Origin of the sequence: Orientia tsutsugamushi, from assembly GCF_900327275.1 — a bacterium.
Taxonomy (GTDB): Bacteria; Pseudomonadota; Alphaproteobacteria; order Rickettsiales; family Rickettsiaceae; genus Orientia; species Orientia tsutsugamushi.
Map to the genome: position 1 here is coordinate 84,958 of NZ_LS398548.1, position 15,064 is coordinate 100,021.

At 30.4% G+C, this 15,064-nt stretch carries 11 protein-coding genes and 3 pseudogenes; 10 read left to right on the forward strand and 4 right to left on the reverse strand.

The window, feature by feature from the left end; translation table 11 throughout:
- Positions 1-263 precede the first annotated feature (263 nt).
- The 5 genes from DK405_RS14890 (at position 264) to DK405_RS00430 (ending at position 4,333) form a co-directional block, all read left to right on the forward strand.
- A complete protein-coding gene (locus DK405_RS14890) occupies positions 264-389 on the forward strand; it encodes a hypothetical protein (protein ID WP_269459331.1) in 126 nt (41 codons plus the stop codon).
- Between the two features lie 235 nt (positions 390-624).
- The gene (gene ltrA, locus DK405_RS00420; protein ID WP_197709764.1) at positions 625-1,860 is read left to right on the forward strand and encodes a group II intron reverse transcriptase/maturase; all 1,236 of its coding nucleotides are present in this window, start codon (positions 625-627) and stop codon (positions 1,858-1,860) included.
- Between the two features lie 102 nt (positions 1,861-1,962).
- Positions 1,963-2,340: an HNH endonuclease gene (locus DK405_RS13245; RefSeq protein WP_052691740.1), complete on the forward strand. Its 378-nt coding sequence runs from the start codon at positions 1,963-1,965 to the stop codon at positions 2,338-2,340.
- A gap of 210 nt (positions 2,341-2,550) precedes the next feature.
- Positions 2,551-3,006 carry a conjugal transfer protein TraD gene (locus tag DK405_RS00425; protein ID WP_064612603.1) on the forward strand — a complete coding sequence of 152 codons (456 nt, stop codon included), beginning with the start codon at positions 2,551-2,553 and terminating at the stop codon, positions 3,004-3,006.
- Between the two features lie 301 nt (positions 3,007-3,307).
- Positions 3,308-4,333, forward strand: coding sequence for a tetratricopeptide repeat protein (locus tag DK405_RS00430; RefSeq protein WP_052691731.1), 1,026 nt, complete (start codon positions 3,308-3,310; stop codon positions 4,331-4,333).
- Positions 4,334-4,757: 424 nt separating this feature from the next.
- On the opposite strand, the pseudogene DK405_RS00435 reads toward DK405_RS00430, so the two are convergent.
- Positions 4,758-4,955 (reverse strand): annotated as a pseudogene (locus DK405_RS00435) (IS5/IS1182 family transposase); the annotation flags it as partial.
- 413 nt (positions 4,956-5,368) lie between these two features.
- Between DK405_RS00435 and DK405_RS00440 the strand changes: the two are divergent.
- A complete protein-coding gene (locus tag DK405_RS00440; RefSeq protein ID WP_109510528.1) occupies positions 5,369-8,806 on the forward strand; it encodes a hybrid sensor histidine kinase/response regulator in 3,438 nt (1,145 codons plus the stop codon).
- A gap of 311 nt (positions 8,807-9,117) precedes the next feature.
- Here the strand turns inward: DK405_RS00440 and DK405_RS00445 are convergent.
- Positions 9,118-9,382 (reverse strand): annotated as a pseudogene (locus DK405_RS00445) (transposase); the annotation flags it as partial.
- Positions 9,328-9,711: pseudogene (locus tag DK405_RS00450) on the reverse strand (transposase family protein); the annotation flags it as partial. The pseudogenes DK405_RS00445 and DK405_RS00450, both read right to left, overlap by 55 nt.
- Before the next feature lie 514 nt (positions 9,712-10,225).
- Between DK405_RS00450 and DK405_RS15295 the strand changes: the two are divergent.
- On the forward strand, positions 10,226-10,519 hold the full coding sequence (locus DK405_RS15295; RefSeq protein ID WP_045914789.1) for a type IV secretion system DNA-binding domain-containing protein: 294 nt from the start codon (positions 10,226-10,228) through the stop codon (positions 10,517-10,519).
- Between the two features lie 743 nt (positions 10,520-11,262).
- Here the strand turns inward: DK405_RS15295 and DK405_RS14895 are convergent.
- Positions 11,263-11,385, reverse strand: a complete 123-nt coding sequence (locus DK405_RS14895; RefSeq protein ID WP_269459332.1) for a hypothetical protein — start codon at positions 11,383-11,385, stop codon at positions 11,263-11,265.
- Between the two features lie 657 nt (positions 11,386-12,042).
- Here DK405_RS14895 and DK405_RS00470 point away from each other — a divergent pair.
- From DK405_RS00470 to DK405_RS13445, 3 genes are all read left to right on the forward strand, one after another.
- Positions 12,043-13,125 carry a class I SAM-dependent methyltransferase gene (locus tag DK405_RS00470; RefSeq protein WP_231967527.1) on the forward strand — a complete coding sequence of 361 codons (1,083 nt, stop codon included), beginning with the start codon at positions 12,043-12,045 and terminating at the stop codon, positions 13,123-13,125.
- 971 nt (positions 13,126-14,096) lie between these two features.
- Complete coding sequence (locus DK405_RS13440) at positions 14,097-14,486, forward strand: helix-turn-helix domain-containing protein (protein ID WP_064613274.1); 390 nt, start codon at positions 14,097-14,099, stop codon at positions 14,484-14,486.
- Positions 14,467-14,991, forward strand: coding sequence for an IS630 family transposase (locus DK405_RS13445; RefSeq protein ID WP_231967530.1), 525 nt, complete (start codon positions 14,467-14,469; stop codon positions 14,989-14,991). Before DK405_RS13440 ends, DK405_RS13445 begins: the two co-directional genes overlap by 20 nt.
- Positions 14,992-15,064: the final 73 nt, after the last annotated feature.

The window sequence follows — 15,064 nt, forward strand, 5'->3', positions numbered from 1 at the left end:
AACATTCAATCGGTTAATGAGTACTCATTTTTTAGCAGCAATCTTTATAGATTGCATATTGCGTAGTGCGACATGAGGTCGCTCAAACAGAGACTACAGAAATGTAGCAAGGTTGCATTTAAACCTTAGTTACCGCTATTGCGGTGCGAGATTGGTAACGGTCTTGTACTAAGCGCGATAGAAAGCCTAACTAAAGTACTAATCTGGATGGGAAATAGGGGCAAGGTAAAGTTAAAATTGGTTAAACGAAAGTGAATCTTCGTATGGAAAATATCGTCAATGCAGAAGCAGATACTCCAGATAAATTCTGTTATAAGGATAAAGCTGAAAAGCTTAGCTGTAAGAAGGAATACGCAGCCTTCTTTAAAAATGCCAGCTCCTCGGTATAAAGAAGATAACCAACTTAACGTCTCTCTGATGAGTGAAACATGGTAAGCCTATTATTAGGCAACTGATAGTAGGTAAGAGAGGTCTTAGAAAGCAAATGACACTAAGTCGAAAGACTACAGAAATTAATAACTGAGTGTATAGGCATTTATATGCTAATCAGAAATGATGCTAACTTAAGACTGGTGATTTACCCTAAATAGGTAAACAAGATTATGAATTAATTGGAAAAGTTGGATGCTAAACGCAAATGTAACAATTGAGACTAAAGATAATTTCAAGAAAATCTATTGGCATTCAATAGACTGGAAAGAAATTATACAAAAGGTTAATAATCTTCGTAGACGTATTTATAGGGCATCTGCAAATGGTAATATGAAGTTAGTACGTAACTTACAAAGATTGATGTTAAAATCAAGAGCAAATAGGTTACTTGCTATAAGACGTGTTACTCAAATCAACAAAGGACGAAAAAGTCCTGGAATTGATAAAATAGTTGTTAAGACAGATAAAGAAAGGAGTCTGTTGATGGAAAAGTTAGCAGATAATAATCTATCATCTGTAAAACCGATTAAGCGTGTATACATACCAAAAAGTAATGGCGAATCTAGACCTTTAGGCTTGCCAACTATTGTGGATAGGTGTAGACAGGCTGTTGTAAAATCAGCACTTGAACCATATTGGGAAGCTAAGTTTGAAGGTTGCAGCTATGGCTTTAGACCTGGACGTAGCGCTCACGATGCAATACAGAGAATATCTGGTATTATTCGACATGGAACCAATAGAAATTGGATATTAGATGCTGATATTAAAGGAGCATTTGATAATATTGATCATAATTTTCTTTTGAAAATTATAGGAAATTTCCCTGCTCGTAATTGGATTCAAGCATGGCTTAAATCTGGTGTAATGCAGGATTATCAAATTATCAAAACAACAGCTGGTACTCCACAAGGTGGATTAATTTCTCCATTACTTTTAAACATAACTCTTCATGGAATGAGTGATATACTTAATATTATCTATAATAAGTATGATCACCTATATTCTAAATCCGAATATGCTTTAGTGAGATACGCTGATGATTTTGTCGTTTGCGCTAAGTCAGAAAGCTCATGTATCAGAGCCAAAAGTATTATTAATGATTGGTTAAGTATTAGAGGCTTAGAATTGTCAAAGGAAAAAACCAGGATACTTCATATTAATGAAGGTTTTGATTTCCTTGGATTTAATATTCGACAATATAAAACCAATAGTACAAGAAGAGGTGTAGCTCTACTAGTTAAACCGTCTAAAGACTCTATAAAGTCGTTTAAAAAACGAATGTCAATAGAATGGAAAAAAAGTTTCTCATGGAATATTGATAGAATAATTGATAATCTAAATTCTAAAATATTTGGATGGTGCAGTTATTTCAACAAAGTTGTGTCCAAGAAAATTTTTTCCAATTTAGACTGTTGGATGTGGATTTAGCAAGCAAGATTCGTATGTAGAAAACATCCTAAAAAATCTTGGAAATGGCTTAAGAAAAAGTATTGGGGTCGCATTAAAGGCAGAAATGATAATTGGGTCTTTATGAATAAAGATCTATATCTATGGAAATTACAATGGACAACGATTAAACGACATATTCTTGTTAAAGGTAAATCTTCTCCTGATAATTCAAAACTTAGAGAATATTGGCATAAACGTCAGGCTGATAGCCCTAAGTATTTGTTTAAATCTAGGCAGATTCTTTGGCGTAGACAAAAGGGTAAATGTCTTGTTTGTTTTGATTTAATAGATAATGGTGAAAGTGTTCATGTACATCATATAACACCTATAAGATGTGGTGGCACTGACCATATTAACAATTTGTGCTTATTGCATGAAAACTGCCATCGACAAGTACACAGTAATCGCGGACAACTTATTGCAGCTGTTTGTAAATTGCTTGAGCCGTATGCGGAGTAATTCGCTTGTACGGTTCTTTGGGAGGAAAAGCGCTTCTGCGCTTACCTACCCGCTGTAAGCTTATTTTTCAATGAAGCTTCTAACCTTGAATTCACGTTTTTTTGACTATAATTATTTGATGTTGGTTTGGTAGGCGCGGTTTTTTTTCTTTACTGGGATTTTATTTTGATATATTCTTGCCTGATTTTTTTATCTTTCTGAATTACTAACATGGCAAATCTTATGCAGCAAAAAATTACTCTTCAACAAAAAAAGGCTAAGCTAATCATGGATGAGGTTAACCTTAAAATTAAAGAACGTAAAATGCGTACTCGACGTCTTATCGAAATGGGTGGATTAGTTGCTAAAGCTAATCTTGATCACTTACCAACAAATACTTTATTTGGTGCAATTGTTTCACTAAAAGAAACTTTAACACAACATCCAAATGTTCAGGATCATTGGACTACAATAGGTAAAGATATTTTTGATAAAGAACAGCAAAATAAAGCTGCTGTGATTTTAAAATTCACCTCTGAACCAGACGAAAACACTAAGCGCCACATTCGCCTTCATGGCTTAAAATGGAATAGCTTTCGTCAAGAATGGTGCGGTCATGTTAAGGACATTGAGGCCTTAAAGAATGGCCTTCTCAATGTTCAGTATAAACTTGAGCTTGTATCTTAGATAATAGTTCAAACTATATGCACAGCTAGCAATATTAGTACTGATAGAAAATATAGAGTAAGAATTTTAGAATAACATAACTGATGGTAATAATAAAAAAAAATAAAGAATTTTGATGAAATCTCTGATAGTATTAAAAATAAGGCTGTAAAAAAGAAAATTTGTAACAGCACATTTGATTTAGCAATTATCACAGCTAATCAAAAATTTAAAGGGGAATTTTTATAAATCATATGAAATATATGACAGTATTATTAATCAGTATTTAATTTTAGGGTAAAGATATGATAGCAAACAAATATTGTATAAAGGGAATTCATTTTTTCTGTTAGGAAAATATCAAAAAGCAATTAAAAATTATGATGTAGCTATTAAGTGTAATCCAGATTGTATAGAAGCTTATATTAATAAAGGAATGGCTTTAAAGGCATTAGGACAACATCAAAAAGCAATAGAGAATTATGATATAGCTATTAAGTATAAACCAGATTCGGTAGAAGCTTATATTAATAAAGGAATTTCTTTATACGAACTAGGACAATATCAAGAGGCAATAAAGAATTTTGATATAGCTATTCAATACAATCCAAATGATGCAGAAGCTTATTATCATAAAGGAATATCTTTAGACGACAAATTAGGCCAATATCAAGAAGCAATAAAGAATTTTGATACTGCTATTCGATACAATCCAAATGATGCAGAAGCTTATTATCATAAAGGAATATCTTTAGACGACAAATTAGGCCAATATCAAGAAGCAATTAAAAATTATGATCAAGCTATTCAATATGATTCAACTAATCTAGGTATTTATATTAATAGAGGAGTTTCTTTATGCGAACTTGGACAGCATCAAGAGGCAATAAAAAATTATAAGGAATTAGGGCGCAATCAAGAGGCAATTGAAAATTATGATATAGCTATTAAGTATAAACCAGATTTGGTAGAAGCTTATATTAATAAAGGAAATGCTTTGAAAAATCTTGAAAAGCTACTAGAAGCAATTGAAAATTATGATCAAGCTATTCGATATAGACCAAATTATGCAGACTCTTACAATAATAAAGGAGCTGCTTTATGTATACTGGAACAATATCAAGAGGCAATAGAGAATTTTGATTTGGCTATTAAGTATCAACCAGATTTTCCAGACGCTTACTATAATAAAGGAATTGCTTTGAATGAATTGGGGCGACATCAAGAAGCAATTGAAAGTTGTAACCTGGCTATCAAATATGATTCTGATAATGTGTACGCATACCAGTTAGCAAATGAACTTGCACAAAAAATTAAAAAAAGCAATCTCCGCATCATAACTGATTAATTTTTAGAATCAAGGTACAGAGTCACATGTTCATAAGTTAAGAATGTTTTATTATTCTAGATTATAGACTATAGTCATTTACAATGAGGTTTGAGCATAAAAAAAGCGACAATAGTATCATAAGATTTACTAACAGGATATTTTATACGCAAACTTCATTGTAAATGACTATATATCAAAAAATATTCCTAAATATTAAGAGATATAGTGCTAAATCTTAGAGTTCAAAAAATAATGCTACTTTTTTTTGAACCAGCTATCTTTACATCCAAATGTTCAGAATTAGTAGCATACAACACATCAAAGGTAAGATTTTGTGTTGTATATTCATTAGACTTCTTTCGAAACTAGAGAATGATATAGAATGGTGTTATAAAAATCTGATTTTAAAGTAATAATGAAATTCGATCAGATAAAAGGGTTAACGGTATTCTCTAAAGTATTCTAAGACCATCAGCAACTGTTCCTCCAAATTGAGCTTATTTTTACGCACACCTTTTGATTACTTAAGACCATCAGCTTTCCTTAAAATATCCACCATCTTTGAAAATGTTTCCTTCCTTACTCCTGTTAATCGACGAAATTTTTCATCACCTAACTCTTTAATCTGATCTAATTTCATTATTACTTCAAATCAGATTTTTATAACACCGTTCTACATCATTGTCTAGTTTAGAAAGAAATTTAATGTGTAACTGCCTTTCAGAATAAAGCTATACTTGCTAATTAAGTTAAATGAAATATTTTTACGCTTTCTGCAGTCTTTGAATTAGTTGCTTCATTATGTTGCGGACCAGTAAAGCTATCTATACTACTTGTTTATACTAAGATATGGAAGCCTTTCTACTAAAAGTACGATATTGACAATGCAAATACATTATATCACTAATTAAATTAATAAATTATAATAATTAATTAAAGAAGATTTATATAAGATAAGAAAATCATAAAACAATAGTGTCAAGTTGATTATATGGATCGTGTGTTAGTTATAGTTAGTTGCAATTACAATAATAGGAAAGGAGTAAGTTTTAAATGCCAGCATTAAATATAGACCTAATTTTAGTAGGATTATTCTTGGTAACTAATCTAGCTATAGGGTTATGGTATGGAAAGGAAGTAAAGTCTGTTAGAGATTATGCTCTTGGAGGAAGAAATTTTAGTACATCAGCACTTACAGCAACACTTATAGCTACGTGGATTGGAGGTGGAACTTTTAGTTTTAGGCTATATGAAATATATTCAATTGGAATACTTGCAGTACTTCCTATTATTGGGCAAATACTAGGGTTACTTTGTTATCCTTATATCTTAATTCCAAGAATGCAGGAATTTTTTGGTAAGGTATCTGTGGCTGATGTAATTGGTGATCTATATGGTAAGCATATTAGAATCATAGGAGCTGCCTGTGTTATCATCAGGTCTGCAACAGGGATTGCTATGCAAATTAAAGTTTTTTCTACAATGTTTAATCATTTTTTAGGAATAAATAGTGTATATGCAACTATAATTAGCAGTATGGTAGTTATTATATATTCTGCATTTGGAGGTATTAGAGCTGTAGTATTTACTGATATTTTTCAGTCTTTAGCCTTTGGAGCATTTATTCCAACTTTAGCAATACTTATTTGGGGAATGTTAGGTAGTTGGGAATCTATAGCAAATACTTTAACTACAAATCCTATATTTGATCCTAAAATATTGCTAGATTATCATAATATCAATACACTAGGATATTATGGAATATTTTTTTATTGTTTTTTACCAGATACAAATCCAGCCATGTTTCATAGAATTTTAATTTCTCGTAATACAGTACAAGCAGCTAATGCTTTTAAAATTATGACTCTGATGTATTTGGTATTTTGCTTGTTTACTGGATTTATAGGATTAACACTGCTGTCATCGTATCAGAAAATAGAAGCTAACAATTTAGTACCATACATAATAGATAGCTACGCATATCCTGGGTTTAAAGGATTAATAGTAATAGGAATATCTGCAATGCTTATGTCAACAGCAGACTCATATATTAATTCTGCCTCAGTTGTCTTTGTAAACGATTTGTGTAAACCCTTGGGATTATTTCAAACTAATGCAAAATTAGAGATTATAGCAGTTAGAATATTTTCCATATTTATTGGTATATTGGGATTATGTATGGCTCTTTCGCAAAAAAATTTGATAGGTATATTATTATTTGGAGCTAGTTTTTATAGCCCAATAATAGGAATACCAATAATGTTTACAATTTTAGGATTTAGAACTACTACTAGAGTTATAGTATCAGGTATGATTGCTGGAATCTCAACTACATTTATTTGGAATAAATTTTTTAATGCAGCATTACCAATAGGTGATCTAATGCCAGCAACTATAGCAAATTTTGTTGTAATGATGATAATGCACTACTGTCTTGGGGAGCCAGGAGGATGGGTTGGGCCTAGTGATCGTAGGCCACTAAATGTTCTTAAAGAAAAACGCAAGCAACAGATTAATTCTATTTCAAGCTTCTTTAAGTCTTTATTTCATAGTTTTAGCTGGGATAATATTTGTGCTTACTGCAATAATGAAACATTCCGTGGTAGGCATTATTATATTGAGTACTCTGTTATTACGGCTGTATCGTTAATGGTTATGTCATTATGTGGACAGGTAGAGCATAATATTGCCTCAGCTTGGTTGATTACAAAAGTGTCAGTTATACTTTTAGGGTTAGTCATGACTACAGCTTTGCTATATAACAATAAATGGAATGCAGATTTTCGAACTAAATATTTAGGTCTGATTTGGCATGTTACGATATTTTATACTTTAGTATTTAGCAATACTTTATTAACTATGATTGGTGGCTCATCTCCAATATTACTAATGTGTTTTATATCTAACTTAGTTGTAGCAGGAATATTATTACAATGGCATACAGCTTTGTTTATGATATTGTTAGGTGTACCAGTTGGGGCAAGAGTATTTAACATATTAGCTAGTTGGCGAGGTTACTTAGCTGATTATAATGAAGTTGATAATAATTTAGGAATGTATGTCATATGGGCATTAGCATTATTGGGCGCTATACTATTGTTCATTAGATTAAGACAAAATCAATTTGTAGATAACACTAGATCTATGCTAGAGCTAAAAAATGATGTTGATGTTCTTAATCTGCGTTTAAATACTAAAAGCCAAAAAATGGAAATACTTCTTAATGCCGAAAAACATATACTTAATAATTTAAGTCATGAAATAAAGTCACCATTATCAGTCGTTCGTACTACTATTAATTTACTAAGCAAATTTTTACCAAAATACTATAAGGACACTGAGATGATTCTCAAAGAAAAAGAAAGAGTATTAACTATGGTGACATTAGCAAATTCTGGTATCGAGAGATTAGTAGCGTACAGCAATAATTTATTTGATTTGTCAAAATTTGCACAAGGGCAGATGATATTTGACATAGAGCTCAATAACTTTCAATTAATGCTAAAAGAAATAATTGCTGAGTGCAACAAAGTAAATGTAGCTGAAAAACATATAATTAGTTTAAACTATGTTCCTCAAGCTGAGACAATGTTTGAATTTGATCATACTAGAATTAAAACTGTGGTGCTGAATCTTATTTCAAATGCGATTCAATATTCTCAGTCTGGCTTGATTCTAATTACAGTAAAGCCATATAGATCTGGAGTAGAAGTGTCAGTTGAAGATGAAGGAGTTGGAATACCAGAAAATGAGCTAGAAGCAATCTTTGTACCATTTGAGGAAAGTAGCAGAACTAAGTCTAAGGCTTGTGGACGTGGGTTAGGGCTAACACTCGCTAAAGAAATTATATTAGCACATCATGGTGAAATCTGGGCAGAGAATCGACCTAATAACAGAGGGAGCAAATTTACTTTTAGATTACCATTACGACAGCCAGAAGGCGGCTTCAATAAAGCTGTTTATAGTAAAAGTGAGGTTTTTGGTAAAATATATAAAGACAGAATAGCAAAATTATTAAAAGGATTTGGTTATGAATGCAACTCTATTAATTCTCTCAAGGATCTTGAGAATCATATTAGAGTTAATAAACGCATTTTGATAGTTGATGATGATCAAAATGTTTTGGATGCAATATCTTTAGATATATATGCTGAACAATATACTCCAGAACCAGTTAATAATGCTTTTGAAGCTGTTAAGTTGATTAAGGAAAATCCATTACAGTACTCTTTGGTGTTACTTGATATGATGATGCCTGAAAAAACCGGAGAGCAAGTTGTGCAGGAAATTTATACAGTAACAAAAATGTATGGCATTCCTATTATTATTATTTCAGGTTATAGCCAAACCTATGAAACTAAAAACCTGCTTTATTCTATGGGAGTAGTAGCCTTCATTGAAAAACCTTATACTTATAATGAGCTTCGTAATGTCATCAACCACTATCTTAAGCAAACAATTATTCCACTTCCTTATTCTTATCTCCCTTAGATTATATCACTCTTTTATGTTAACTATTAGAGTTCGCAGTTATAAATTATACCAGTAATGCAAAGTCTAAGTTCTGATAACACAAGTAACATAAGTTGGATATAATTAATAGAACAGAGATGAAGCAAAGAAATGGAGAGATAATTCAAACTTAAAAAGAAACAGAAATTTCGTTAGGTTAAAAAACATAAGTAAGCAATGCGGTAAGGGCATTAGTTTGAAAATACATAACATATCTCCTTCGTGATGAGTTATTGATCAATATGGAAAAGATGTTTTAGCTTACCATTAATAGTTTTTATAATGCCAGATTAGGATAATGGATTAGAGTAGAAAAAAGAGGAGATAAGATAGGAATTAAGTTTGGAGATAGAATAACTAGCAAGAGAATCAATTATATGAACAAAAAAATTAAGAGGAGAGCGATGTTGAGTATGCTCTAAAAGCATATGTTTTTTTAGTACATTAAAAGACAGACTCAATTAATGAACGTTTATTTAATAAATGCTTATCATCTATATCTAATAAATATGTTTGCATATCTTTACGAAGATTAGTGAATAAAAGTAGACCATTTTAAATCTAAGACCGAATCTTTTACGTCTATTTCGATATTTGTTAGCAATAATTTTGAAGCGTTTTAGCATACCAATAACGTTTTCATTAACAACTCATTCTCCTACTAACCTAAGATTATTCTTTTTATCATTTTTGGTTAAAGGATTTTTTTTGCTTTTTTTCTTTGGTAATTTAGAATTATTGTGAATTTTTTGTATACCTTGATATCTTGTATCAGTAATCGCTTTAACCTTAGGATGGATAAGAATTTTGGATTTCTTAAATAATCTAAAGTCATGTTTTTTACCGTTAGAAAAATCTGTACATATTACATACCTTTCATATTTAAAAAGTTAAATAATATTACTGGTATATTTATCCCCATTCATTAATTTTAAATTGAAGTAATTAAGTAATAACTTATTAATTTTTAAAATTAGCTTAAACTTATAGTGTGTAGTATGATTTTTATTTAATAGCAAATACTTCTTTTGTAAAAATAAAAAATATTTTTAAGCGACATTGCCAACTGAAGGCTGCTCTAAGCTTATCAACTACAAATTCAAGTTGCTTGATTAAAAATTAGCATTCCAATTAGCTAAATATTATACACATATTTGTGTTATATTCGTGCAATTAGCATCAAGATATTATTATCATATTGGCAAGTAATATTAATACAGCGGTAGTTGCTTTATAAATGCATAAATTTTATAGCTAAACATCAAGCTTATGGTAATACTTATATGTAGGTTAAAATGCTAGTTCTGAATTTATTATGTTTTTAGGTATTTTTTACTTTCTTGGACTTGTAGTAACGAGTATTATCGCAAATAAGATAATAACTATTATGGATTATAGTTGAAGCATTTTCAACAATTTTGTGTTGTATCATACTTCTCTTCTTTTACTAAATTTCATTTTAGAAATAATACAGCGATGAATCCATTAGCAATAATGCTAATTATTACGCTACTTAATTACTTGTCGATAGAATTAGTTACTGCTAACCCAAGTCAAAGAGCTACTTTACACCTACTGATTTCAGTCTGGATAAGCATAGCTATTAAGGCTTTGATATGCAGAAACACTAATAGTAAAAATAAAACCATGTGGTTTATACTCGATGAACTGCCACCTCTACAAAAAGTTTAGTCTTTACAAGTTGCTTTAGCTGAAAGTAGAAAGTATGAAAGCTGCTTTGTTAGTGAATTGCAGAATATTCATCAATTAGAAGAAATATAGTCATTTACAATGAGGTTTGAGCATAGAAAGAAGCGATAAAAATTAATAGAATCGTTGGTTATAAAGTTATTTTTTTGCTACCTTATTCTCCAGATTTAAATCTAATAGAAAAGTTTTGGGCTAATATGAAGATGTGAATTAGAAATCAAATTACTCAATTTGGTAAATTTTATGAATCTATTATTGCTTCTTTCTATGCTCAAACATCATTGTAAATGACTATATTACTCTATCAACTGGTTGCGATACAAACCTTGCGGAATATTTTTTTTAGTCTTTTTTAGCAGAGAAGTTTGTGCTATCATTCTAGGTGTTTTCTGAATTTTAGTTTTACATTGGTTAGTTTTTACTAGCCTAAAATCAAAATGTTTCACCATTCTTTAAATCAACTACTTTTGTCTTTTTTCTTCGTTTAGTTTAACATTTATTTTCAACAGTTCTTGTCTTAGGCTTATATTGATTGCTTTTTCTAACCACCGCTATTTTCTATAGCCATCTCTTAGTTTACTCACGATCTTTGCTCTTTCTAGCATTTGATCTACTTCATTAAGATAAATATTGCTTAAAAGAGGTGATAATAGGTCTACATCTATTACTCTTATCTTCCACTTGATTGCTGATATTGTAACTGTTTCTATAGCCTTAGCTGCAATTCATTTAGGGCGATATCCATATGATCCAGGTTGAAAGTTAGCTTCAAATATTAGTTCTAAAATTAGTTTTAGTACTCTTGCTACCACTCTATCTTTGGTAGCTGGTATAGATAGATTTTTCATTTTATTCCCAGCTTTAGGGATTACCTTAACTCTTTTTCTTTGTGGATAATAGCTTTTGGCTTGCAATGCTGTTTATATATTTTCTAGAAATTGTTTCAACCCCAGCTAACTCTATCATTTCAAAGATAACGTAATCTATTCCTAGCACTCACTTATTGTTCTTAGCAATCTTGTAAGGCTTATCTAAGTGTTTCTATCTTACATACATGTACATATAATCCACAAAATCACCATTACTTTTCAGCTTTAGTTTTGATATATATTTTCTTTTTCAGGTCTTGTAATTCTATAGATGTTTTTATCATTCGTCATTATCTCCATTGTTGTTGAAATAATGTTATCAGTATTGCGCCTTTACTCCACAGGCATTACCATGCTTCATTGCTAATACACGCCACTCCGTTATCCTCTCATTTTCAATGCATTTCATATAGTTTACTAGCTATAGAATCTACATTGCTCTAGAATCTTTCTTTCTGGAATGAGTATGACTTAACAAAAATCTCTATTGATAAACTAAAAGAAAATGTATCACAATATAATGACGTATATCAATATGAAAGAATAAAAATTAAATAACATTATTTGCTTATGGAAATGGAACAACATATTAGGCAAATTATACGCTCAGAAAATAACATAACAGTTGAAAATCTAATGTCTATTGTTATGGAATCAAGGTATAATTCTTATTATCGTATTCAGCAACCGTTAGGTAAAGCTGGAGATTTTATCACTGCTCCAGAAATTTCACAAATGTTTGGAGAAATGATAGGAATATGGTGTATAGATCTATGGCATAAGCTTAACCGTCCACAGAAAATTGATCTTATAGAACTAGGCCCAGGTAAGGGCACATTGTTGTGTGATATCTTAAATGCTACAAGACATATAAAAAAGTTTAGTACTGCTATCAGCCTTACTCTTGTAGAAATTAATTGCAGTCTTAAAAAGATTCAGCAAGACAATTTATTAAGTTTTAATGTGCCTATAAAATGGGTTAAATCAGTTAACCATATTGTTAGTAGTTATCCAACCATTATTTTAGCAAATGAATTTTTTGATGCTTTACCAATCAAGCAATACATAAAAAAAATCAATCAACAGTCTGGACAAATAAATTGGCTAGAACGAGTAGTGAAAATTGATAACAATAATAAATTATATTTTGATACAATAGACGCTGATATTAATGAAAATAAGTTTTTAAAGTTGCACAATAATGCTCCAAATGGTGGAGTGCTAGAAATCTCACCAGTCCAACATCAAACTATACAAGCAGTAAGCAACTTATTGAAAAAAAATGGAGGAGGGGGCTTAATAATTGATTATGGTTATGATATTTCTCCTGAACAGCGAAAAAATTATCAATATAATAGTAGTTTGCAGGCTGTAAAACATCATCAATATCATCCATTATTAGAAAATTTAGGACGTGCTGATTTGTCAGCACATGTTGACTTTTGGAGCTTAAAAAATATTGCTGTTGCTGAAGGTATAGTAAGTTTTGGAAGTATATCACAAAATGTCCTCTTGCATAAATTAGGTATAAAAACAAGATTAAATATGTTAAAACAAATAAACTCAGATGAGAATTTAGCTTCAAAATTAGATCTACAATATAATAGACTTACATCTGTTCAGGCTATGGGAGAACTTTTCAAAGCGATAGCAATAACTTCAGCACCTTCTATTATTCCGCTTGGGTTTTACAATAGCAACTACAATAGTTTTAAGTGATTGTAGTTTAAGTTGTATTATCTATTATCTAAAACATACGTCTACTTTAAATGATGATGTTTATGAAAACTTACATTGTTTATCACAACTACAGAGTTAGTATGTAATTTCTGAATTAAATACTGTTCTATCCAACAGTTAAAAATAGCAGTATTAACATTGCAGTCAAAAATTGAAACTGTTAAGCAGAGATTTATCTACTAATCTTCCCATAACATTAGTTCTATTTGACTGATGCCAATCATATAGCTAAACTACTATAAAACAGTTGTGTTATATTGAAAAAATTGTTTCAAGCAACATCAAGAATAATAAAATATTACTATGACATAACCGCGCTTTTCGAAAAATATATAATATGGCTGTTTTATAGTAGTTTAGATATAAACGTCGTAACATCTCATACCTTTTGTGCTTGTATATCTATGAGTTCTAGGAAGCTATGAACAAAACCTCTCGCATCGTAAAAACAATAACTTTTCCTTCGTTTTTGTACTTTTTATCTTATCATGAAGTTTTAATCTATCTTCTTTTTTGGCCTTAGGATATTTTAAAGCTTTTTTATATGTAATATTTAATTTTTTGAATATTTTTTGTATATGAGACTTACTTACCTCTAGTTGTTCAGCTCTTTCATATTGATGTGCGTTACTATATTAACTCACATCTTCTTTTAGTTTATCAATGGAGATTTTTATTGGACCTTTGTTTCTATTTTTTAACTGCGATATTTTTTACTCCATGCAAATACCGTACTCCTCCCTATTTCTAAACGTTTTAATGCTGATTCAAAACTAATTTTCTCTCTCTTTCATTTATGTCCAGCACTTTTTTCCAAAACACATAGTATATGTCATACTAATTACTTTTTCATTACATCTTAACATCTTATTATTATAATTTTTTATAGTAGTTTAGCTATATATATAGTCATTTACAATGAAGTTTAAGCATAGTATTCTGAAAAGAGAATGCCAAAATCATATAGCCAAGACTTTTGGGAGAAAGTAATAAAATGTGTTAATCAAGGAAAAAGTTGTAATGCTGCCTCAGTAAAATTTGATATAGCAGCAAACACAGTAAGAAATTGGTATAAAAGATATAAATCAGAAGGTTATTATAAAGAAAGAGATCGTCTTGGTAAAAAAGGTAAAATATATAAGATAGAATTTGAAAAATACATTTCGCTAAATCAAAATCTAACTCTGGCACAAGCAGGAAAACATTTTGGAATTTCAATAAGGGTAGCGAGTTATTATATGAAAAAATTAGGCTATAGTTATAAAAAAAACGTTTACCTACATGGAAGCAAAACCAGAAATAAGAGAAAAATATCAACAAGTGATAAGTGCTATACCTAAGGAAAACTTGCTATACATAGATGAAAGTGGCATTGAAATGTCTATATGCAAGAATAGATGGTGGAGCAAAAAAGGAACTCATGTAAGCAGCAAAAAGAGTGGTAAATATTACGAGCGTACAAATATTATAGCTGGTTATGTTAATAATAAATTAATCGCACCTATGATATTTAATGGTGCATGTAATACAAGATTATTTGAAGCTTGGGTGCAGCAGGTATTAATTAATGAGTTAAAGCCTGCTCAGTTTGTAGTAATAGATAATGCTGCGTTTCATAAGTCTAAAAAAACTAAAGAGTTAATAGAATCTGTTGGTTGTAAAGTTATTTTTCTTCCACCTTATTCTCCAGATTTAAATTCGATAGAAAAGTTTTCGGCTAATATGAAGCGGTGGATTAAACATCAAATTACTCAATTTGCTAATTCTATTATCTCTTTTTTCTATGCTCAAACAAATGACTATAACACTTTTTTATTGCATCTGCAGCTGATCTTGCAGTTCTAAAACCATACAAATATTTATCTGCCGTTGTTTCTGCAACTTGTTCTAAATGCTAGTTTATATAAAGCTTACATAG